The organism is Pedobacter cryoconitis, from assembly GCF_014200595.1.
Classification (GTDB): Bacteria; Bacteroidota; Bacteroidia; order Sphingobacteriales; family Sphingobacteriaceae; genus Pedobacter; species Pedobacter cryoconitis_C.
Genome location: NZ_JACHCG010000001.1, coordinates 684,966 through 709,014, shown reverse-complemented (window position 1 = coordinate 709,014; position 24,049 = coordinate 684,966). Strand labels below are relative to the sequence as shown.

Genomic DNA, 24,049 nt, shown 5'->3' with positions numbered 1-24,049 from the left:
TGTAATATAGGAAGAAGCTATTTAATTTAAGCGATAAATATGAATATCAGGAATAACATTCTGCTTGTTGCTGCCGGCTTTCGATCAGGCTTCTCAGTCCGATCATCGTCAAAGATAACAGACCAAAACTCATCCCAACCCATGGAGACATCGCTATTCCGCTGGTCGCAATAACCCATCCACTTACAATGGTCCCTACAGAGACGCCAAGATTTCCAAAAGAAGTAGCCAGGCTATTCGCAAACTCTAAGGCATGCGGTGCAGCAGAAATCATATAAGCCGAAGCATTGAGAAAACAAGGGGCATACAGGAAGCCCCAAACCGCAACAACCAAAATAGTCATTCCCGTATTTCCACCTGAATATTGCAAAGCGAAAGGGATCAATAGCGTACCGGATAAAAATGCTGCTGTGGTTAATGGAATACTTTTACTCAGCATCTTTCCAGAAATCCAATTGGAAACAATTCCGGTAACCCCAAATAAAAATAACATATAACTGATCATTTTTTCATCCATCTGCTTGACCTTACCCAGATAATCAGCGAAATAGCTATACGTAGAAAACCACGCTGCGATCATAAAGAAATTCATGGCTATACTGATCAGAAAAGAAGGACGTTTCAGAATTTGTAATTGACTGCCATATGATTTCCGGGTTAAAACTGGCATAGGAGGCAGCATTTTCATTATACCAAGGAGTGCAAGCCCACTTACCACAGTTTGGACCATAAAGGAAGCTTTCCAGGTAAATACCCCGGCCAGGTAAGTTGCCAGTGGAATAGTAGTGACCATCGCAATAGCAATCCCGCCTAATACAATACCCATCAACTGATGCTCATCCTTTCGCTGACCAGAAGCTACAGCGGCAGCAATAGCTGTAGAAATATAAACGGGCTGTAAAAATGCAGGTAATATACGTACCGTAAGCAGCAACCAGAAAGGAGGTGCAAAAGAGGAGACGATACCAGTAACTAAAAATATAGCAATAGCCGCTACCATCACCTTTTTTCGGTCAAAACCAGAAGCCATTAAGGTCATAAAAGGGCCGGTCAATGCAATAACCAATGCAAATGCACTGAGCAGAACTCCTGCTTTATCAATAGTAATCTGATAATGCTCAGCAATTTGAGGCAATACGCCGATTACACCGAATTCTGTACTGATGATACCAATCATTCCCAGGCATCCGATATAGGCTGTTTTTTTGTTTACAATCATGACTTATTTGCTTTCTATCAGAGAATAAAACACGTTTTTGAATAAATAACCCAGATCCCAATAAGAATCAGGCATATATTCCTGTGTAAAAACAAGCCCGATCAGCTGTTCTTTTGGATCTACCCAATAATGCGTATTGTAAGCACCGCCCCAAAAGAAAGAGCCTGTACTTAACGGATGAAGGTAGCTGTTCCGCTCATTCACTAATCCCCAGCCTAAACCAAACTGAAAACCTTCCTCTTGTCCGTTTATTTTCATGCTTTCAGTCAGTTGATTCTTCAGCATCAACTCAATAGTTTTCTCCCCGATCAATCTTTCCCCCTTACAAACCCCTTTATTCAATACCATTTGAAGGAACTTTAAATAATCAGACGTTGTTGAACTTAAACCAGCACCACCAGATACATAAATCCCATCGGCAGCCGGATAGTTTACCTCATTCCCCTCATAAATCAGCTCTTTTCGTTTCTTTAGTTTACCGTCCACCTTCTGATCCAGTGCAACCAGTCTGTCAACTTTCCCTTTTGGTAAATGAAAATAAGTGTCTTCCATTTCCAGCGGATCAAAAATCCTGGTCTTTAGAAAATCGTTTAAATTTAATCCACTCCAGACCTCTACTAATCTTCCCAGTACATCTGTGTTCAATCCATAAGTAAAAGCTTCTCCAGGCTGATGTAATAAGGGTTGTTTAGCCAGGAGTTCTATCCTTTCCTTTAATACCCCTTTACTGCCCAGACCAGTAGAAACACGTGCTTTAGCATAAATCGCGTTGAGTCTTTCGTCGATAGAAAACACAGGATAACTCAGCCCGGAAGTATGGCGCAGCAAATCACGGATCGTAATTTCCCGGACGACCGGCAGAGTCGTATAACTGCTATCTGCTGAATTGAATTTTTCAAGCACAGCTGTTTTCTTAAATTCAGGGATGTATTTAGAAACAGGTTCATCCAGCAAGAACTTCCCCTGCTCCCAAAGCATCATTGCTGCAATACTGGTAATCGCCTTCGTTTGTGAAGCAATTCTAAAAATGCTATTAGTTTGCATTGCCTTTTTAGTTTCAGGATCTGCATAACCAAATGCTTTATTGTAAATGGTCTGCCCATCTTTAAAGAGCAAGACGCTTGCACCGGCAATTTGGCCGGTCTGAATCAATTCTTGCGCTAAATTATCAATACGATATAGTTTTTCATTGGTAATCACAGGTCTTTGTGCCTGTAAATTCGTTCCGGATAGCATCATAGTTAACATTAATGGATATTTAATCATCTCGATTTATTTAAATTGAGCTGGCTAAATTAAATGGTAACCCTTACTTTTACAGGCAATGCACCTATTGTATGGTACATACAAAAAAGTAAGTAATGGCAAATATCAAGGAGAATTCAACGAATAACTTAAATAGAAAATACATCACAAATGACTGTGACTTAACCTATTCAGTTTGCATGGTTGGCGGAAGATGGAAGTTATTGATTCTTTGTAAACTGGAACCGGGGAAACTCAGGTTCAGTGAGCTGAAAAGAGAAATCTGCAACATTACCGAACGTATGCTGACTTTACATTTAAGAGAATTGGAAACTGACGGGATCATTAAGCGCACCGTTTACGCAGAAGTTCCCCCCAGAGTAGAGTATGAATTAACTGCTATAGGCATGGAGCTGATCCCAATTTGGAAACAGCTCAGTCAATGGGGAGCAAGGCACAGGGAATTAATGAAAGAAGTACCGGCTGTTTAAAAGTTTACCTTTTACATCCCTCTGTCCTGAATCATCTCGCCCAATAGCTGGACTAATTCATCGGATAAATCATCATCTGTAATCCATTTAGTACCCAGTTCGATGTCCTCTTTTGGGTAGATGACACCAAGTACTAATGGAACCACGACACCATTTACCGTTTCATCATAAGAAACAATATATTGCCCGTTATTTGCCGAAGTAACCGTCACTGTATGGTGCAAAAACCTGATACTAAATTCGTCCATCTGAATCCAATGAAAAGGCTGATTCCCGGAATAGAAATCAGCCCATTTTTTTATATTATCCTTTTAAAATCTTACTCTTTTCCGCATCAAATTCCTCTTGCGTAAGTATACCCGCATCGAGTAATTCTTTCAAATCCATTAAAGCCTGTTTTTTAGAAGCCAGGTCATTTACCGGAGCGGCCACAGGTGTATCGGCCTTAATTACAGGATTTACAACTGTTCCAGGGGCACTGAATTTCATAATCAGCTCTGTAATTTCATTGTATCCCTTGATATTCGAATAGTCGATAGCTTTCTGTTCTTTGACATTGACAACGCTCACATCAGCGCCATTCTCCAAAAGGAATTTAGCTATATCCTTCTTGCCATTCGAAGCCGCGTAATGCAAAGCAGTATTACCCGATTCGTCCTGATAATTTACAGTGGCATTTTTCTCTACCAGCAATTTCACCATGCTCAATGCACCGCATTTCACAGCTAATTGTAGTAAACTCTCACCGCTGCAAACCTCATTATTCAGATTAAAGTTACTGTCAAGCGCAGTCTCCACTGCACTCTCTACCCAGTCCAGGTAAGAATCCATAGCCCCATCTGCTTTATTAAATGGTCTGGCATAATTAGAATCCAGTCCATTTTCAATAAATAATTTAACGGTTTCTTTTTGATTGTGTGCAACGGCATACCAGATTGGTGACATTCCGGCTTTTGAAGCAATAAAAATGTCTGCACCTCTTTTAACCAGCAACTTAACAATCAGCTGATTATTATCATAACAAGCCACTAATAAAGCACTCTCCCCTGCATCATTGATATGATTGACTTCAGCACCACTATCAATTAATAGTTCTGCCATCTGGCTATTTTTAGCCTTTGTGGCAATCAGTAATGCATTATCCCCCAGGTTATTCGTTTTATGAATATCCGCGCCATGCTCCAGAAGTGTTTTTACAATCTCCCTGTTACTGCAACCCGCAGCAATCAGTAAAGGAGTTTCCGCATCGTTATTCTCCAAATCGGTTTCCAGTCCAAGATCTATCAGCTTTTTAAGTACTTCAATCTGTGCAGTTCTGGCTGTAATATGAGAAAAACTATTGCCTTGATTATCATTGATATCAATCTTCGCATCTTTTTCAATCAGAAAAAGCGCAGTTTGCTTCTGCTTCTGAACCAGCGCAAAATAAAGTGGTGTTTCTCCATTATGATCTTCATAATCAATATTGGCTCCTTGATCAGCCAGTATTTTTACGATATCCAGATAACCTCTGTGAGCTGCATAATGTAAAGCCGTCCGGCCTCTTTCATCTGTATATTTAACATCCGTTTCATCGGAAGAAAGTAGTAATTCTGCTATTTTTCTATTGCCGTTTTCGCAGGCAATCAGGAATGACATTGACATTTGATACGTTAATTATTTTGCTGAATTGGACATTAATAATTGTACTGTTTTTATTTTGATATTGTTGTTGGATGCCAGCATCAAAGGTGTTTCTTCTTTACTGTTGACCACATTCACATCTGCCCCCGATTCTATCAGTAACTTTACTTTTTTATAAATATCCTTTGCTTTCTGTTCATCCAGCACGATGTTATACCCGCATACTTTATGCAAGATCGTCTCGCCCAGATCATCCTGCTCATTAATTTCTATTTTGCCTGTTTCCAACGCTATTTCTAAAGTTTCGAAGGATTTCTCCGCTAACCAGTCCAGACCAGATTTTTGCTGATCGTAATGCGGCGCTTTCTGGTTGATATCTGCACCTGCCTCTAAAAGTTTTGGCAGAATACTGATATAAGCATTATTATTCAGACGGCTTAAATAAGAAGATAAAAGTGTGTTTCCAGTCTCATCCGCCTGATCAAAATCGGGCATAGTATAAGCTGCCAGTTTATCATACAGCTTTTCACTGAACTGGTCTGTTACCGCACGGGTAAAAGCAGTTTTACCTTTCTGATCCTGCACATTTGCATCTGCTCCATTTTCTAAAAGCAAATCCAGGTAATCAATCTTATTATTATTGACAGCCACCATTAGCGGCGTTTCTCTGACTATATTACCCTTATTAACATCTAAACCAGCCTCAATTAAGACCTCTATATAAGCGATCGCTTTCTCAGGCGCCATCATTCTTTTATTAACGACCTCATAAAGCAAACTCTGCTCTGCATTATTTGTATAATTTACATCGCAGCCTGCATCAATCAGACATTGGATAACCTTAACATCTGCGCCATTTTCAAACGCATAACTCAATAAGGTTACATCCCCTATCTCATCATTGATATTATCCAGCTTCCCCAAAAAACCGGATAACCAGTTAATTGATTCTTCATCTGCCGGAAATTCTCTGATTATAGTTTCAAAAATTGTATTCCGGAAAGAATCATATTCGTAAACATCTGTTTCAATAGTTCTATCGGCTACCCAAAGGTCAATAATTTCAAATTCTTTAGCTTTGATGACCTGACTGAAGGGGAGGGTGAAATTGGGTTGATTGATTACTTCTTTAGAGATCTTCTCTCCGCTTTGTAATAAGGATTTCGCTTTTTCAAAGTCTCTGGATTGGATTGCACTTACAATTTCACTTTCGATTCTCATTATACCTGTAGTTTTTCGTTTACAAGTATAACTCCAAATACGACTAAATGTTTTACAACAGCGATAATATATTTTCTTTAATCACTAATTAGCTTAAAGCGCGCCTTTTTATATGCTTCTTTTTGTACGTGCACTTTCAGGTTTCTAAAGGTTTCCAGCGGGCCTTTAGTAGCAAAAAGATTGATTAACCAGGCCGGTATATTTCCCATAGGATCAACTTCCAGTACATATTCCGCTTTGACCTGATTTTTACTAACCGGGGTAATCGTCCATTTTCCGACCGAATGGCTGATTCTGACTATATCTTTCTTTTCCTCTACATACCCTGGGATACATGGAGAATTTACTGTGATTACTTTAGTCTGAGGATCCTGCTCGGCCTGTATATGCACTACATAATCACGATCTTCTGCTGGCCATGGGACATCAACAAGCGAGTAATAGATCAGATCCAGTGGAGAAACCTGCTTAATCAGTACATTTTCTTTACTATGGTAAACCCATTCGCCACAAGTCTGTATATCTAAAATGGCAGCCAGCAGTTGTGAAGAAGTAGCAGGGATACTGGTGACTACTTTGATTGCTTTGATTTTAGAATTTTCAATCGGGCGGGTATAAACCTGGATGCCCTCTTTATTTACAGATAAAGTCCATTTTTCCTGAGCTGAGGCCAGATTCAAACTTGTAAAAAATAAGATAAAAGAAAGGAACAGGAAGTGTGAACTGGTGAACTTTGACATAAAAAACTGCCGCATAAAAAGATAATTTAACCGGGCAGTAAAAGTACATAAATCGTATTTACAGGACTATTTTTATATATTTATATCAGTCATCATGAAGTAATTATACTACAATTTTGTTCTAACCATTTAGATTTCAGTACATTTGTTCAATTAAACTCTAAAAAACCTCCTCAAAACTATCAGCATCTGAAGAAAAAGACTACCTAATTAATCGTATCAAACATAGCACTTAAACCCCATTCTATGAGAAAATACCTTTTAGGCGGAGCAGGAATAACATTTAGCATACTTGCCCTGACCATTATAATTAGCTGGATACCTTGTTCAAACCGGAATTTACCGGACAAAGTTGTTACCCAAGACTCTCTTTACAATCTGCATGTAACCAAAATCTACAATGCAGCACATCTGGAGCAAACAGGCCTTAGTCACCAGGTTTTTGAAAAAGCACTGACAGGATTTTACAATCTTAAAAATGTAGGTAAGGTTTCCAGTGAAAAATCTATTTTAACCATTGCAGATTTCGATCAGAACAGCACTAAAAAGCGGCTCTGGATTATAGATCTTTCTATAGACTCTCTTCTTTTGAACACCTGGGTAGCACACGGTCAGCGCAGCGGCGATGATTTGGCCACCCGTTTTTCTGATGCCAGGGATTCTAACGAAAGCAGTCTTGGATTTTATGTGACTGCCGAAGTTTACAAGGGTAAACACGGGCGTTCATTACGTTTGGACGGCATGGATGAAGGTTACAATTCAAATGCAAGAAGCCGCTCTATTGTGGTTCATGGCGCCCCTTATGTGAGTCAGGGAACAATTAATGAGTTAGGGAGATTAGGACGCAGTCAGGGTTGCCCGGCAGTACCAGCAGAACTATCAGATAAAGTAATCAATACGATTGAAGGGAAGACTGTTATTTTTATCAATGGGACACATCAGTCGTACTTTTCAAAGTATCTGAATGCACATCTTGCAGCAAACATCGTTGTACCCATGCAGGATAGCAGTTTAATAGCACGTATATAACTTCTTTTAACAAGAGCGCTAACCAGAGGCATGATGTTCAATTATTTTTATTGATCATCATGCCTTAATATTGTCATTACATTGTCATTGTATTTTTGAGCATTCAGGAATTAACGCCATATGCTCAAATCAATCAAACACTGTCCCCTGTTTTTCATCTTCCTGCTATTACTATTTATCATCGGTATCAGCTTTTGCGCAGGCACTTCTAAATTAGACAGTTTTACCAGCCTGAATTTCTACCACCCGGCCTGGCTTGATCGTTTCTTTTCTTATTATACACTGATGGGTGACGGAGTGATCTGTATGATTGCCGTTTTGCTGCTGTTCTTTTTTAAAAAGAAAAAAGCTGCACTCATCCTTTTTACAGCTTATTTAACTTCAGGCCTGATTGTTCAGCTTTTAAAAAGAATCATTGCCCAACCCAGGCCTTCTCTTTACTTTGACCAGATTTCCTTTCATTATGATCATTTCGTGGACGGAACAGAGCCCCTGCGCTCCGGATCTTTTCCTTCAGGGCACACAGCTTCAGCCTTCGCCATGGCAACCGTCCTGGTGCTATGTCTGAAAAAGAAAAAGATCAGTCTGCTTTGTTTACTGACCGCAGCGCTGGTTGGCTATTCCAGGATCTACCTCGGTCAGCATTTCTTACAGGATGTGATTGCCGGCGGAATTACAGGGTGTATTTTTGCGCTGCTCAGCTATTTCCTGATACAGCAGGCCAAACCTTTTAAATTTGCAAAGGCTTTCAGGAAACCGTTATCAGTTCTCCGTAGCTAAACAACGTAATTTTGCTCGATCCTCCCGGTTGTCTGCTCAATTGTATCTGAGTACCGATCCGTTCCTTCAAAGTCTCCACATGCGAGATAATACCTATGCTCTTGCCATTCGCCTGCAAGTTTTCCAATGCTGTAATCGCAACATCCAGCGTTTCTGCATCCAGTGTACCAAATCCTTCATCAATAAACAATGAATTGATTTGTACTTTGCGACTTGCCAGATCCGATAAACCCAAAGCCAGCGAAAGACTGACCAGGAAACTCTCTCCACCAGAAAGCGTAGACATCGGTCTGATTACATCTGCCTGGTAGCCATCAATGATCTGCAAATCCAGATCCTTCTCCGGACTCTTCAAAATACTGTACCGATCACTTAACCGCAGCAAATGACGGTTTGCCAATTCTGTTAACCGTGCTAAAGTAAGTCCCTGCGCAAATCTGCTGAACTTTTTACCATCAGCAGATCCAATCAAAGCAGCAAGCTTCTGGAAACGATCAGACTGTTTTTGCTGCTCAGCAATCTGATCTGCAACTTCACTATGTTTTAATTTCAGCAGATCATCTTCGGCAAGCTGGTGTCTTAACCTGACCATCTGCTCTACTAAAGTTCTCAATTGCTGACTATATTCTTCCAGCTGAGGACTGATAATCTCGCTGGTTTCTTCCGTTAACGCTTTTTGTTTTTCAATTTCCAGATCCTTTTCAGCAGCCAGCAAAAGGCTTTTGCCTGATGCAATTTTCTGTAAAGCTTCTTTCTGCAATTCATCAGCAGCCTTTACTTCCTCCTCAGGTAAATACAATTGCTTCAACTCCGTTAAGCTCTGTAATCCATCTAAAGTGAGCTTACCCATCAGTTTTTCCAAATGGGTATTAAACAACTGCTTAGTTGACAAATAAGAAACATGAAGCGTTGCTTTACGATCTTCAACAATGCGCACCTTTGCCTGCTTCTCTTGTAATACACGCTGAAAATTCTCAGCTTCTTCCCTATATTTCTTTAAAGCGTTGACCAATTGCATTTTTTCCTGCACAGGATCTTTTGAACCAAAAAGTTCAATACGATCTTCCTGCATTTGCTGCCAAACCTTTTCCTCTTCCTTCAATTGCCCTGTCAGCAGTTCAATCTGATCCTTTTTCTCATTCCAGACCAAAAGGCTGTTCTTAAGTTCCGTTTCCTGCTGACGAAGATCAGGCTGTAACTGGTTTAATTCCTTTTCGGAGGTCTGATAACGTTCAAACCTTTCCTTCATTTCCGATATAATTTCCTCGGCACGTTCTGCCTCAAAAAGAATCCCGAATGGCTTTATCAATTGAGTAGCTTTAGCAACAACCGTTTTAATTTCCTGCTCAGTTGCTGCAAGCTCCTGACCAATTAAATCCAGTTGTTTTTCAGCAAAACTGATCGTTAAACCTGCTTGCTCGATCTTATTCCGCTCCTGTCCTAAAACTTCTTTTTGCGCAGTAACCTGTAACTCTGCTGCATTGATTTGCAATTGTGCATGCTTTACCGCTTTCAATTGAATCTCCAAAGCTTGCTGCTGCAATCTCTTTCTTTTAATTACCGCCTCAATAATTCCAGGTTTACTCAGCTCTAAAGGCTTAGGTAACTTTTCATTATTTGCATTAAACTCCAAAAGACTTTGTGCGATAGTTTCCTGTAAAACCACCAGAGATTTCTCGCTGGTCTGCACCTGATGATCCAATGTATTGAGCCCGATCAGCTGTTGATTTAAATTCTTTTTCAGTAAATTAACTTTCTCCAGCTGCTGATTTCTTCTTGCTGCCGACTCCGTTAATTTACTGGTATATTTCCCTTCCACAAATGGATGATGCACCGAGCCACAAAGCGGGCAAGGTTGTTCTGGTTCCAATTGTAAACGATCTGTATCATATTTCTGAACTTTCACTTCCAGCTCATAAATCTGCTGTAAATAGTCCAGTTGAGTTGTCCCTTCCGCATTCTCCAGTTCCAATGCAGCTACGTCCTGCACCACTGAAATCTTTTGCTTCCGGTAAGTATCTAAAGCCGCAGTCAATGCAGTTTGTTCTGCCAAAACCTTATGGTATTGACCAGCCAGACGCAATTGCTGTTCGGAAGTTTGAATCAGCAAAGGTAATACGCTAAAATCAGCTTCCAGTTCTTCCAACGACTTCCCAGCCAAAGCGGTCTGTAAGTCCTGAGTAAGTTCCGCAATTGCCGTTTGAAACCCAACCAATTTCAATTCCAGCAAACCACTGTTTCTCTCAGCCTCTACCACAATCAGCTTCCCTTTTTCTGCCTGCGTTGTATAATCCAGCAAATGTTTCTGCTTACCGGCAGTAATCGCTTCTAAACTCTTCAGCTGCTGTACCAATTGGCTGAATACAATCACTTCTTTATCCAGTTCACGCTCTTTAACATTACTTTGCAGCCATTGAGAGAGTATATCAATCCGCTGTTTCAGGGCCTTTAACTGCTGATCCATGTTCAGCCGGGCTGTAGTAATAGTCTGGAGGTTTGTCTGCGCAGCCTCAAAAGTTTTCTTTGTCTTATCCAGCTCACTTTTAGCCTGTTCAATTAACAAATCTTTCTTGGCCACTGCTTCAAAAACCGGTTCCGACTCGGTTATCGTTTGCTCCGTTAATTCAATTTTCTGTTTCGCCTGCTGCAAAGCAGTCTTCATGACACCTTCTTCTTTAACCAAATCCGGATGCTCTGCTTCTGCCTGCTGTAAATCATTCTTAATTTTAAGCTGCTGATTCTCTATAGTCGCCAATTCTGCTAATGCAGGGCGATGAACCAACGCCGACAAATGTCTTTGAAGCCGAAAGAACCTGTCCTCATGTGCCGCATAGAAAAGCTCATCCGCAGCTAAACTGTCCAGCAACTCCACTTTACGGGCTTCTAATTTCCCAAGCGTATTCAGCCAGTCGATTTTAGCCCTTAATAACGCTTCCTGTGTCTTCAGTTCACTCTCCTGAGTAGAAAGTGCTAATAAACTATCCTGATAAATAGTCCTTTCCTCAGCAGCCAGTAAAACCACATGATCCAGTTGTCCTCTCAACTGATCCAGTTTCGCACGTTCCTCTTTAGCTTTTTCGTAAGTATCCATAGAAATCTGCGAATAAATACCTGTATCAGTGATCCTTTCCAGCAGCTCACTTCTTTCATTCTCATCCGCTTTCAAAAAGCGTGTAAAATCACCCTGAGATAATATCACAGAACGTAAAAACTGGTTATAATCCAACCCGCATAACTCTACAATCTTATCTCTCACTTCCTGTAAAGGATGCTCAATAATGATCGTACCGCTAACCGCTTCTGCCAGTTCCATCTTTTGCGTTTGCAATTGACCTTCTGCTTTCCCGCGGCTGCGCCGGATTGACCATTTGGCCCTGTATAATTTATCCTTGACCTCAAATTCAACTTCCGCAAAGGATTCTCCCGTATGCCGGGTCATAATCTCAAATACATCCTTTGTATGGCGGTGTACCCTTCCATACAAAGCAACTGTAATCGCATCAAGTATGGTTGTTTTTCCAGCACCGGTAGGCCCTGTAATCGCAAAAATTCCGCTTTCCGTAAAAGGAGGCCGGTCAAAACGAATCTCATGCTGCCCTTTCAGGGAATTAAGATTTAAAAATTTGATACTTATAATCTTCATCCCTTATTCTCCTTTTGTGCCATATATTCCAAAACCTCTTTAAAAGTAAGCAGCAGCTCTGCATGATCCTCTTCCGGATATTCCGCCTCACAGCGCTTTAAAAACACCGTCTGCGGATCAAGATCCGTTAATGCCATAGCCTCATGCGTTTGTCCGTCCAGATTCTGAACCGCTCTTGTTCTGAGCTGACGGGGAAATAACCGCTCAATAAAAGGCTTATTGACGATCAGCGTATTCAACTGTTCTTCCAGATCAAAAATGAAAGTCTCTGTTTCTACCTGTACCTCTACCCATGCCGGATACAATGTTCCAGGATCTTCCAGCAAAACCAATTTAGTCTTCACCTTCTCAAAATCCCCTTTAATCCTGATCAGTTTTCGGTAGCCAGGTACTTCAACTTCCACCAGGCTAACCAGCTCCCCTTTCTCAAATTCAAGAACAATGACCTGTTTTCTATCGTCAGTTTCAGAGAAACTCAATGGAATTGGTGAGCCCGAATACCGGATATGGTTCATTTGGTTGATGACTTGCGGGCGATGGATATGCCCCAATGCCACATAATCAAACTCTACCGGGAACTGATCTCCGCCAACCTGACCCAGATTCCCTACATGGATTTCTTTTTCGCTGTCCGAAGTACTCGATCCAGCAGCAAAAAGATGTCCTGTAGCAATTACCGGAATATGGTTAGCCTTATATTCTCCAATATATTCTTTGAAACGATGATAATGATCACAAATCCCTTGTTTGATCCTGGTTTCTCTTTCTTCAGCGGTTTCGCCCGAAACAGAAAGTCTGATATCGCGGTCACGCAGAAAAGGAACGGCACAAACTACCAGTTCCAGCTCACCAGAAGGGCTGTGTATTTCGATAATCTGATCTGTAAATTCTTCAGGGACACCGCCAATAATATGTACATTAAAGTACTTAAGCAATGTAGATGGGGCATTTAGCGTACTGATAGAATCGTGATTGCCCCCAATAATGATAACCTCTCTGCAATTCGTATCCTTTACCCGTCTCAAAAAACCATAATACTGCTCAAAAGCTGTATTAGAGGGACTACCGGTGTCAAAAACATCACCCGCAACGATTAAAACATCTATATTTTCGGTTTGTAAAGTCAGTATCAGCCAGTCCAGAAAAGCCTGATGCTCATCCGTACGTTCACTTTGTTCCAGTCTTTTTCCCAGGTGCCAGTCGGCCGTATGAAGAATTCTCATTGCCTGCTAAATTAAACAATTGCCCAGACAATTGTTTAATTTAGGCAAAGCCTGTTCTATTAGTTTTGTGTATTTACTCCATTACCTGGTGCAGCAGAAATCAAACTGTCTACTACAAACACACTTACCCCTCTCCAGGGCAACGGACTGATATATTCTTTATAATGCACTTCAATATTAGAACCTGCATTTTTATTCAGCTGTTCAGCAACCTTCGGATCTGTAACCGAAAACATAAACTCATTAGAAGCTATATTTCCCGGAGCCTGAGAACGTATTCCAGTCTGGATGATCCGTCCTTCATTCGTCTTAAACATATATCCCTTTTTCACAAAGTAATTCAGCTGACCAGCCTTCACACCTTCACCAAAAACAAAGAAATATCTATAATAGCCAAAGCCGGCTAAAAATAAAACCACAATCAGTATTAATATAGTCCAGAATTTACCTCTTGACTTTTTTTGCGGAGGAGTATTTGTATTTTCCATAGAAGATGTTTTCTATGTCGCTGATCAACAACTGTTCCATAATCAATTTTCGCGGTTTTAACCTGCTCATAATCAATTAAACATACATAATACAATCAAAACATGTCCTGAAAAAGCTATTAAAACAAAAAGGGACACGCTAAAAAACGTATCCCTTTTAAAATTTTTGTAACCTAAAGCTATCCTGCTAAACAACCCAACTAGCAATCCAGCTAAGCAATCCAACTAGTTATCCTGTTAAGCAATCCAACTAGCAATCCTGCTAAACAATCCAACTAGCAATCCTGCTAAACAATCCAACTAGCAATCCTGCTAAACAATCCAACTAGCAATCCTGCTAAGCAATCCAACTAGCAATCCTGCTAAACAATCCAACTAGCAATCCTGCTAAACAATCCAACTAGCAATCCAACCTAAGTATGACTTCGAAAAAAAACAAGGATAATAAATGTGAAGGCATTCATTCCGAGCCTCTTCGGCGAAGGCAATGTCGCCGAACATTATTATCCTTGTTTTTTTAGAGTTTACTTCCAACCCCCACCTAAAGCCCTGTACAATTCAACCACCGCATTTAACTGCGCAGTCTTTACAGTCGCTAAATCCAACTCACTCTGCAACGCATTACTCTGTGCATTAATCACTTCCAAATAATTCGCCATGCCGCTTTTAAACAACATATTCGCATTGCTCAAACCACTCTGCACAGTTCTGACCCTTTTATCAGCAATCACATACTGCTCTTTCAACTTTTCAATTTTAACCAGTTCATCAGAAACCTCACCAACCGCAGTCAAAACCGAAGACCTGAACTGGATCACTGACTTTTCACGATCAACCAAAGCAACCTCATACTGAGTTCTCAACTGCTTACGCTGAAAAATCGGCTGCGTAATCCCACCAGCAACCACACCAAACAATGAACCTGGAATATTAAACCAGTTACTCGCCTTAAACGAATTCAAACCACCATTTGCAGTAATCACTAACGAAGGATATAAACTTGCCTTCGCAATCCCAACCTTTGCATTTGCTTTCACTAACTCCAGCTCAGCACTTTTCACATCAGGTCTTAAACTTAACATGCGGGAAGGAATACCAGTACTCACCTGATCCTGAACATTGATCGAATTTAAAGTTCCGATCCTTGCAATAGTTTTAGGGAAAGCACCCGTCAAAATACTCAAAGCATTCTCCTCCAAAGCGATTCTTTGCTCCAGCTGAGGAACCAGGCCAGCAGCAACCAACTGTTGCGCCTCCGCCTGTTGAATTGCCAGAGAAGTCACCTGACCAGCATCAAACTGTAACCTGATAATATTTAACGTACTATCATTTAAAGACAAGTTTTTCTTAGCGATTTCCAGTTGAGTATCCAACATGATCAATCTATAAAAACTCTGTGCAATATTTGAAACTAACCTAGTTTGAACAGCCTTTTTAACCTCAGCAGACTGCATAAAAGCTGCACCCGCTGCATTTCTCTGATTCGCAATTTTGCGCCAGATATCAGCCTCCCAGCTTAACCCTCCAGTTACACTATAATCCTCAATATGTTTAGACTGAGAAAACTGGCCAATCTGCAAACCATTCAGACTATTATCCGAAGGACGGCTTGAATTTGCCCCTACTTTCAGGTTCAACTCTGGTATATTACCCAATTTCGACTGACTAAATAACAAAGCCGCAGCTTCCATATTTTTCAGTGCAATCTGCATATCGTAATTATTGATAATTGCGGTATCAATCAGATTTCTGATCGTCTGTTCCTTAAAAAAATCTTTATAAGGCAGTGCTGCAATACTCGCCGTATCAGTTGAAACACTACCCCTGAATTTTTCAGGAGCAGCATTTACTGGTAAGGGAATATCTTTAGATACTTTACAAGCACCCAGCACGAGTACAAGTAAAAGAGCAGTATATATACTTTTATACGGTTTCATATTCATTAATATTAATAGATTCTTCATGTTCTTCTACAACTGTATCCTGAGGTTTGCCCGTAACTTTTTCCTGTAAAAACTGGAAGATCACGAACAATACAGGAATGATGAACAATCCAAGGATAACCCCTGTAATCATCCCACCAGCAGCACCAATACTAATCGAGTGGTTACCTAAAGCAGAAGGACCACTTGCACGCATCATCGGGATCAACCCAACCACAAAAGCAAGAGAAGTCATGATAATCGGACGAAGCCTTAACTTAGCAGCCTCCAAAGCTGAAGACACTAAAGTGTTCCCCGCCCTTCTTCGCTGAACCGCGAACTCTACAATCAAAATCGCATTTTTCGCGAGCAGTCCAATCAGCATGACCAGTGCCACCTGCACATAGATGTTATTCTCAATTCCAGTTAAGCCGATCGCAACAAACACACCGAACACACCAGTAGGAATAGATAAAATAACAGCTAATGGCAGGATGTAACTTTCATATTGAGCAGATAAAAGGAAGTATACGAACACTAAACACAACCCAAAGATGATCACAGACTGACCACCAGAAGTAATCTCTTCCTTAGTCAAACCAGTAAACTCATAAGAGAAACCTGAAGGCAATTGCTGTGCAGCCACTTCTTCTACCGCCCTGATCGCATCACCAGAACTATAACCTGGCTTAGCCATCGCATTCACACCAATGGAGTTAAACAAGTTATAACGGGACACTGTTTCCGGGCCATAAACCCTTTGTAACTTCACCAAGGTATTGATCGGCACATTTTCACCAGCTCTGTTTTTCACAAATACATTATCCATCGAAGAAGGATCAGCACGGTCAGCAACATCTGCCTGCACCATTACCCTGTAGTACTTTCCAAACCTGTTAAAATCTGAAGCCTGCGCACTACCAAAATAAGCCTGCATTGTCGTTAATACATCCCTTACAGAAACGCCTAACTGTTCGGCTTTAGCCTCATCCAGCTGAAGTTCCAACTGTGGATAATCTGCTCTGAATGTCGTAAACGCTACAGCAATTTCCGGACGTTTCATCAGCTCACCGATAAAGTTATAAGCTACACCACTAAATTTACCAATGTTACCCCCTGTTTTATCCTGTAACACCATATCCAAACCATCGACGTTACTGAAACCAGGAACCGTAGGGAAAGTAAACACGAAGAAATTCGCGCCTTTAACAGCAGCAAGTTTACCCCTGATCACATTCATGATCGCATTGATATCTTTTACCTCTCCACGTTCTGCGGTCGGTTTCAATAACACGAACATCGCACCAGCAGATGGACTGTTTGACTGCGTAAGCAAGTTAAAACCACCCAGTACGTTAAACAGTTTGGTGAAAGCCAACGGTCTTAATAAAACCTCTGTTTCTTTCAATACCTGTGTACTTCTTTCCAGCGAAGCACCAGCTGGCAATGACATCGAAATCGCGATGAAGCCCTGATCTTCCGAAGGAATAAATCCTGTAGGTGTTCTTTTCACCATCCATACCGTAGCAAGGATAACGATTAACAAACCAGCTAAACCTACCCATTTAGTACGGATCAGGAATTTCAAGCTACCCACATATCTGTTAGTTAAAGATTCGAAACTAGTGTTGAAACCTTTAAAAAAACGTTGTTTAAAACTAGTTGGGGCTGCGTTATCGTGACCATCAGTATGTGTTTGTTTCAGAAACAGCGCACATAAAGCAGGACTCAATGTTAACGCGTTTACAGCCGAAATTACAATCGCAATAGCCAGTGTAAAAGCAAACTGTCTGTAGAAAACCCCTGTTGAGCCTTCCATAAAACCAACTGGTAAAAACACCGCACTCATCACCAGGGTAATCGAAATAATCGCTCCTGTAATCTCATGCATTGCCGCAGCCGTTGCCGGTTTTGGGCCCATTTTTTTATGCTCCATTTTCGCATGGACTGCCTCCACGACCACAATCGCATCATCGACCACAATACCAATGGCCAGTACCAGTGCAAATAAGGTTAACAAGTTAATCGAGAAGCCAAAAAGCTTCATGAAAAAGAAGGTACCTAAAATCGCTACCGGAACAGCAATCGCTGGAATTAAGGTAGAACGGAAATCCTGTAAGAAGATAAATACAACGATAAATACGAGGATAAATGCCTCAATCAGCGTATGGATTACCTGGTCAATAGACTGATCCAGAGAAGTTTTAGTACTGTAAACCACATCATAAGAAACGCCTTTAGGAAATTCCTTTTCAGCTTTTTTCATGAATTTTGTGATCGCTATCTGAATCTCATTTGCATTTGATCCACTTAACTGCTGAACCGCAATGTTCAGACCTGCTTTACCATTTACACGGGTTAAATTCGAATAAGTATAAGAACCTAATTCTACCCTTGCTACATCTTTAAGACGTAAAAATGAACCATCAGCATTAGAACGGATAATCATGTTCTGATACTCTTCTGGTTTGGTTAATTTACCTTTATATTTCAGTACATATTCAAAAGCGTTCTTACTGCTCTCCCCGAATTTACCCGGAGCAGCTTCTAAGTTTTTATCTTTAATAACCGCCATTACTTCATTTGGCGTTAAATTATAAGTTGCCATTTGTGCAGGATTTAACCATACACGCATCGAATAATCCCTGCTACCACCAAATATATTTGCCTGACCTACCCCTTGAATCCTTTTTAACTCAGGAATTAAGTTGATCTGCGCATAGTTGGCTAAGAAAGTCTGATCATAGCTTTTCTCATTATCGGTGTGTAAATCTACCACCATGATTAAGCTGTTTTGTTGTTTTGCAGTAGTTACCCCTGCCTGTACAACCTCAGCAGGCAACTGACTTGTAGCTTGTGCTACACGATTTTGTACGTTTACCGCCGCCTGATCCGGGTCAGTACCCAGTTTAAAGTAAACTGAAATAACCAGTGAACCATCGTTACTCGCTGTAGAGCTCATGTAGCTCATGTTTTCAACCCCGTTGATTGATTCTTCCAGGGAAGGTGCTACAGAACGTAATACAGTTTCGGCATTTGCACCGGGATAAAGCGCAGTTACCTGTACAGCAGGAGGCGCGATATCTGGAAATTGCTGTAAGGGCAATTTAGTTAGTCCCAATACCCCCAGAATCACCAATAATATGGAAATAACAGTGGCTAAGACAGGTCTGTCTATAAATTTCTTAAACATGATATGTTAAATTATCTTAATGCAGTTTTAATAGGTTCTTCTTTTAGTTTTTCAGGTTTGATAACTTCACCTTCTTTTAATTTATCAATACCATCAAAAACAATTTTGTCTCCTGCTTTTACGCCTTCTTTAACCAGGTAATTGATACCTGTAGTTCCAAGAATTGTAATTGGAGTTTTGCTCACTTTATTTCCGGCATCAACTGTGTACACGAACATTTTGTCCTGAACTTCTATCGTAGATGATTGTGGGACAAGGATCGCATCCGGGTGACTGATGCTCAGTCTTAATTTACCAGTATTACCAGATCTTAACAGTCCCTGAGTATTTGGGAAAGTAGCTCTTAAGGCAATCGAACCTGTTTGTTTATCAAACTGACCATCAACCATATCTATTTTACCTTCTTGTGCGTAAACAGTACGGTCTGCTAAAACTAAAGCAACACCAGGTAATTTTTTAAGTCTGTCTGCGATTGTTTTACCAGGATAAGTTGCATTGAAATTGATAAAGTCATCCTCTCCTAAAGAGAAGTAAACATGAACTTCGTGTGCATCTGAAAGCTGAGTAAGCGGAACTGCATCAGTCGTACCTACTAAACTTCCTTGTTTTCTTGGTAATCTGCCTACATAACCTGTTACTGGTGCTTTAATCAAAGTATAACCCAGGTTGATATTTGCGGTAGCTACGCCTGCTCTTGCCTGCTCTACGCTGGCTTGTGCAGATTGAAGTGTAGCTTTAGCGCTTTTAAGCTGGAAATCAGATACAACTTTGTTTGCAACCAAAGGGGTAAGTTTATCTACTTCAAGCTGTGCATTGGTTACTGCTGCCTGCGCTGCATGTAATAAAGCTTTAGCGTTGTTTACTGCTTCCTTAAATGGAAGTTCATTAATTTTAAAAAGTGGTTGTCCTTTTTGGACAAGAGCGCCTTCGTTCACATAGATCTTATCTAATGAACCCGATACCTGTGGGCGTATTTCCAAATCAACGGCTCCCTGAATGGAAGCTGGATATTCGGTAAAAGTGGTTTCTGAACTATTGTGTAAGGCAATAACCGGAAGGGATTGTATTACAGGAGCAGCTACCTGAACTTTATCGCTGGAACAGCCAATAAATAATGCGGCGAGAAGTAAAATTGAAATTTTCATAACGTTAATCTGTTGTTTAACTTGTTGTGTGAGATATAGGTAAAATGTATTATTTATTAATATTAGGGTAATGCTTTTTTAACGTAAATAGGTTATTTAACACTGTTAAGTTATGAGGCAAAAAAAACGAAATAGTCCGGACAGATTTTCTCCTTAGCGGTGAGCTAATTACAAATAAATAATCTAACAGTGTTAAGTACTCCATAAAAAAATTTTTAATCGTTGATTGTTTGTATAATTCCGTGAATTGCATCTTTCAGAATGTGCTGATTCATTTCATCGTTAGTGCCTCTTCTAACCAGGTTAATAGAAATCAATCCGTGGATGACAGACCAGAAAGTATAATACTTTCTACAAACCCTATCTTCACAGATACTTTCAGCATTCATTATTTCTACAATGGTATCTGTAATGAGTTTACGTGAAGCTTCTGCCTCTGGCAATGCTTTTTGCTGCTCACAACACATCATGTCTACACCAAACATCACCTGATATAAATGGGTGTGTTCAAATGCGAAATCCCAGTAAGCTATCCACATGGCTGCTAATTGTTCTTTCGGATCATTGTGTTTTGCTTTTGCATTCTTCAGATCGATTAGCAGGAATAAATTTCCTTTTCGCGTTAGTTCCAGCAGAATGCCTTCTTTATTGGCAAAATATTCATAAATAATCGGCGCAGTGTATTCAATTTTATCTGCGATTTTGCGCATACTTAAGGCCTGCCAACCGTCTTCTTTGACGATTTCTAAGGCAGCATCAAGTATGTTAGCTCTTGTTTCTTCCTTAACCCTTTGAATTCTTTCTTTACTACCCATGGTAATCTTGCTACTGTGTAAATAATCTAACAGTGTTAGACAAATGTATAACTAGTTTTAAAAATCTATATCAGCGTATTGTCACAACTCCAAAAAGAGCTGAAATTGGCGGTTAAACGAAGATTTAAAATCATGATGACTTATGCTTAAGTAAAAACTCAAACATGTATCAAACCCGCTTCAATGCGCAGCACAACACAGCCACAAACTTCCTTAAACAGCTGTTAAAGACGCTTAGTAAAGGGGTAAAACTTTAAGGATTCTATAAGGATGAGGCAACCTTTTTATCGGGAAAAGTCAGTTTAAAACTGTGCCTGTTGCCTTTAAAGGTTAAATGAAAGATATTTGTCTGATCATCGAAAAGATCATATAACACGGTACTGGTGGTTTCCAGCTTAACAATATTCTTAACTTTTGCGGATTCCAGATAAACTATTATGGCTTCACTATCTTTCTCAAAACCTATATAGTTTAGTGGTAATACCTTGCCATCCGCTGCCAGTTGTAAATGAGCCACCATATATTTACTGACCAGCTGATCCATTTCTTTATGTTTGGCCTCCAAAGACAGATCTGCTTTAACTTTATATTTTTTGCTGAGGATATCTTCAAAATCATCTGTAAATATCCGGCAGCTCACCTCCATCGTACGCTCTTTCAGGTTATAATTTAATTCTGTAGAGCTCAGATGTAAAGGATGTTTAAGACTACTCCCGGCATCAGCGGCTGCTAATGGTTTAAACAGACCGGTAAATACGTAACAAATTAATAGAGAATGATGAAGGAAAGATAACATGGTGCTAATATAATTTTTGCTTTACAAAAAAACGGTTTAAATTTAGACTTCCTACTACTAAACGCCAAATGACTAAATTATTAACCGCTACCCTGCTGCTGTGCTCCGGCCTGCAAGTTTCCTATGCCCAGAATATTCAATACAATCCTGGAAGTAACCATGGAAATAAATTTGAACAACTCGGAACCATCCTTTCTACGCCAAATGAGCAGCGGACAGCTAGTGGTGCGCCAGGCGTAAAATACTGGCAACAACGCGCAGATTACGACATTAAGTGTACGCTGGATGAAAAGAAACTCGAACTTACAGGAGCAGAAAAAGTAACTTATTTCAACAACTCACCAGACGTACTGACTTATATCTGGCTACAACTGGATGAAAATGAGCACAGTAACATCAGAAATGCAGGTTATCAGACCAGCACAAAAATTCCTGCTACAGCAACAACCAACGAAATAGATAAAGGTGCATTAGATCAGCCTGACAATGGAAACGGGGTTGCTATTCAAAAAATAACTGATGTCACAGGAAAAGAATTAAAATATACCATCAACAAAACCATGATGCGCGTAGAAATACCTGCCCCTTTAAAATCGGGTGAGCAGTTTATTTTTAACGTGACCTGGAAGTATAAAATCACAGACCGGATTGCTGGTGGTGGCCGTGGGGGTTATGAATTCTTTCCTGAAGACGGCAATTATCTGTTCACCATGGCACAATGGTATCCAAGATTATGCGTATACAGTGATTTCCAGGGCTGGCAGAACCACCAGTTTACTGGCAGAGGAGAATTTGCTTTAACGTTCGGAAATTTTAAAGTACAAATGACTGTCCCTGCTGATCATGTGATTGGCGGAACGGGAGAATGCATCAATTATAGTGCGGTACTTTCTCCGGCAGAACTAGCCAGGTATACGAAATCGAAAACAGCTACCGAACCTGTAGAAATCGTTACGCTGGATGAAGCTAAAAAAGCAGAGGTTACCAAAAGTAATGCGACAAAAACCTGGGTTTTCCAGGCAAACAATGTCCGCGACTTCGCCTGGACCTCTTCCAGGAAATTTATCTGGGATGCCATGGCACAAAAAGTTGAGGGTAAATCAGTGATGTGTATGAGCTTTTATGGTAAAGAGGCCTATAATTTATACAGACCTTATTCTACCAAAGCGGTTGCCCATACGGTTAAAACGTATTCTCATTTTACATTCCCTTACCCATATCCTGTTGCACAAAGTGTAGAAGCAGCCAATGGCATGGAATATCCAATGATCTGTTTCAATTACGGACGCGCTGAAAAAGATGGGACTTATAGCGAGAGTTCCAAAAATGGAATGATCGGTGTAATTATCCATGAAGTGGGACATAATTTCTTCCCGATGATTGTGAATAGTGATGAACGGCAGTGGACGTGGATGGATGAAGGATTAAATTCATTCCTGGAATACCTGACTGAAGAGCTTTGGGACAATAAATTCCCGGTCAAAAAAGGGCCTGCTTATACGATAGTGGATTACATGAAACTACCGAAAGATCAGCTGGAACCGATTATGACCAACTCTGAAAATATTGAACGTTTTGGCCCCAATGCTTATTCTAAACCTGCCACGGCTTTGAATATCCTGAGAGAAACCATTATGGGCAGAGAGTTATTTGATTATGCTTTTAAAGAATATGCCAGAAGATGGGCTTTTAAACATCCTACACCAGCAGATTTATTCAGAACGATGGAAGATGCAAGTGGTGAGGATCTGGACTGGTTCTGGAGAGGCTGGTTCTATACGACCGATCCTTGCGACATTTCTCTGGATGCCGTAAAATTCGCAAAAGCGGATGTGAATTCTAAAGTTCCGGTTTCAAGAGTAGCGATGGTTAAACTTGCCCCGCCAATGGTGAATGATTTCGATGATATATCTAAAGTAAGAAACAGAGAAGATAAGAATATCAGGTTTTATACTGATCAGGATAAGTCAACACAGGATTTCTACTGGAGATATGACCGGGGAATTGAGAAATATGATAGTAAAGAGCATAGACAGGAGATTCCTGAGCTGGTGGAAGCTTTGTCTTCAGAAGATCAGGCAAAATATGCCGGCAAATTCTTTTATGAGTTATCATTCAGCAATAAGGGCGGTCTGATTATGCCTATCATCGTAGAGTTTACTTTTGCTGATGGCAGTAAAAAGATAGATAGAATTCCTGCTCAGATTTGGAGACATAATGAGTTGCAGGCTTCTAAATTTTATGTACAGGATAAAGAAGTAACGGCTATAAAGTTAGATCCTATGCGTGAAACAGCCGATATTGATGAAAGTAATAATACCTGGGGAGGAAAAGCGCAGACCTCTAAATTCCAGTTATTTAAACAAAAATCTATTACTACACGCGGACAGTCTGTTGGCGGTAATCCGATGCAAAACGCAAAAGGAATGTAAAACAGTAGTCATCAAATCATAAAAAAAGGCTGAATCATTTTTTA

Annotated in this window: 18 protein-coding genes; 4 read left to right on the top strand and 14 right to left on the bottom strand. The window is 40.3% G+C overall.

Annotation, left to right across the window (positions count from 1 at the left end; genetic code table 11):
* Positions 1-46: 46 nt before the first annotated feature.
* Together HDE70_RS03215 and HDE70_RS03210 are read right to left on the bottom strand one after the other, a co-directional pair.
* Complete coding sequence (locus HDE70_RS03215) at positions 47-1,219, bottom strand: MFS transporter (RefSeq protein WP_183887966.1); 1,173 nt, start codon at positions 1,217-1,219, stop codon at positions 47-49.
* 3 nt (positions 1,220-1,222) lie between these two features.
* Positions 1,223-2,485, bottom strand: coding sequence for a serine hydrolase domain-containing protein (locus HDE70_RS03210; protein ID WP_183887964.1), 1,263 nt, complete (start codon positions 2,483-2,485; stop codon positions 1,223-1,225).
* Positions 2,486-2,580: 95 nt separating this feature from the next.
* On the opposite strand from HDE70_RS03210, the gene HDE70_RS03205 reads away from it, so the two are divergent.
* Positions 2,581-2,955, top strand: a complete 375-nt coding sequence (locus HDE70_RS03205; RefSeq protein WP_183887962.1) for a winged helix-turn-helix transcriptional regulator — start codon at positions 2,581-2,583, stop codon at positions 2,953-2,955.
* Between the two features lie 11 nt (positions 2,956-2,966).
* Here the strand turns inward: HDE70_RS03205 and HDE70_RS03200 are convergent, their stop codons facing one another.
* The 4 genes from HDE70_RS03200 to HDE70_RS03185 form a co-directional block, all read right to left on the bottom strand.
* On the bottom strand, positions 2,967-3,203 hold the full coding sequence (locus HDE70_RS03200; protein ID WP_183865255.1) for a hypothetical protein: 237 nt from the start codon (positions 3,201-3,203) through the stop codon (positions 2,967-2,969).
* A gap of 55 nt (positions 3,204-3,258) precedes the next feature.
* Positions 3,259-4,599, bottom strand: a complete 1,341-nt coding sequence (locus tag HDE70_RS03195; protein ID WP_183887960.1) for an ankyrin repeat domain-containing protein — start codon at positions 4,597-4,599, stop codon at positions 3,259-3,261.
* A 12-nt stretch (positions 4,600-4,611) separates the two neighbouring features.
* A complete protein-coding gene (locus tag HDE70_RS03190; RefSeq protein ID WP_183865253.1) occupies positions 4,612-5,799 on the bottom strand; it encodes an ankyrin repeat domain-containing protein in 1,188 nt (395 codons plus the stop codon).
* Positions 5,800-5,876: 77 nt separating this feature from the next.
* On the bottom strand, positions 5,877-6,539 hold the full coding sequence (locus HDE70_RS03185; protein ID WP_183865252.1) for an START domain-containing protein: 663 nt from the start codon (positions 6,537-6,539) through the stop codon (positions 5,877-5,879).
* Between the two features lie 246 nt (positions 6,540-6,785).
* On the opposite strand from HDE70_RS03185, the gene HDE70_RS03180 reads away from it, so the two are divergent.
* Together HDE70_RS03180 and HDE70_RS03175 are read left to right on the top strand one after the other, a co-directional pair.
* Positions 6,786-7,568, top strand: a complete 783-nt coding sequence (locus HDE70_RS03180) for a murein L,D-transpeptidase catalytic domain family protein (RefSeq protein ID WP_183865251.1) — start codon at positions 6,786-6,788, stop codon at positions 7,566-7,568.
* A 120-nt stretch (positions 7,569-7,688) separates the two neighbouring features.
* Positions 7,689-8,348: a phosphatase PAP2 family protein gene (locus HDE70_RS03175; protein ID WP_183865250.1), complete on the top strand. Its 660-nt coding sequence runs from the start codon at positions 7,689-7,691 to the stop codon at positions 8,346-8,348.
* Here HDE70_RS03175 and HDE70_RS03170 read toward each other — a convergent pair.
* The 8 genes from HDE70_RS03170 to HDE70_RS03135 all read right to left on the bottom strand — a co-directional run bounded on the left by HDE70_RS03170 (position 8,317) and on the right by HDE70_RS03135 (position 21,573).
* Positions 8,317-11,991 carry an AAA family ATPase gene (locus tag HDE70_RS03170; protein WP_183887958.1) on the bottom strand — a complete coding sequence of 1,225 codons (3,675 nt, stop codon included), beginning with the start codon at positions 11,989-11,991 and terminating at the stop codon, positions 8,317-8,319. The two genes, HDE70_RS03175 and HDE70_RS03170, sit on opposite strands and share 32 nt — an antisense overlap.
* A complete protein-coding gene (locus HDE70_RS03165) occupies positions 11,988-13,214 on the bottom strand; it encodes an exonuclease SbcCD subunit D C-terminal domain-containing protein (protein ID WP_183887956.1) in 1,227 nt (408 codons plus the stop codon). Before HDE70_RS03165 ends, HDE70_RS03170 begins: the two co-directional genes overlap by 4 nt.
* 59 nt (positions 13,215-13,273) lie before the next feature.
* Positions 13,274-13,702, bottom strand: coding sequence for a hypothetical protein (locus tag HDE70_RS03160; RefSeq protein ID WP_183865247.1), 429 nt, complete (start codon positions 13,700-13,702; stop codon positions 13,274-13,276).
* Positions 13,703-14,226: 524 nt separating this feature from the next.
* Complete coding sequence (locus HDE70_RS03155) at positions 14,227-15,639, bottom strand: TolC family protein (RefSeq protein WP_183865244.1); 1,413 nt, start codon at positions 15,637-15,639, stop codon at positions 14,227-14,229.
* A complete protein-coding gene (locus HDE70_RS03150; protein WP_183865243.1) occupies positions 15,626-18,817 on the bottom strand; it encodes an efflux RND transporter permease subunit in 3,192 nt (1,063 codons plus the stop codon). Before HDE70_RS03150 ends, HDE70_RS03155 begins: the two co-directional genes overlap by 14 nt.
* A gap of 11 nt (positions 18,818-18,828) precedes the next feature.
* On the bottom strand, positions 18,829-19,962 hold the full coding sequence (locus HDE70_RS03145; RefSeq protein WP_111631784.1) for an efflux RND transporter periplasmic adaptor subunit: 1,134 nt from the start codon (positions 19,960-19,962) through the stop codon (positions 18,829-18,831).
* A 215-nt stretch (positions 19,963-20,177) separates the two neighbouring features.
* Positions 20,178-20,777, bottom strand: a complete 600-nt coding sequence (locus HDE70_RS03140) for a TetR/AcrR family transcriptional regulator (protein ID WP_111631785.1) — start codon at positions 20,775-20,777, stop codon at positions 20,178-20,180.
* A 262-nt stretch (positions 20,778-21,039) separates the two neighbouring features.
* Entirely contained in the window at positions 21,040-21,573 is a 534-nt protein-coding gene (locus HDE70_RS03135) for a DUF6702 family protein (protein ID WP_183865242.1), read from the bottom strand.
* A 68-nt stretch (positions 21,574-21,641) separates the two neighbouring features.
* On the opposite strand from HDE70_RS03135, the gene HDE70_RS03130 reads away from it, so the two are divergent.
* Positions 21,642-24,005 (top strand): M1 family metallopeptidase, encoded by a 2,364-nt coding sequence (locus tag HDE70_RS03130; protein ID WP_183865241.1) that lies wholly within the window; start codon positions 21,642-21,644, stop codon positions 24,003-24,005.
* The last annotated feature ends 44 nt before the right edge of the window (positions 24,006-24,049 follow it).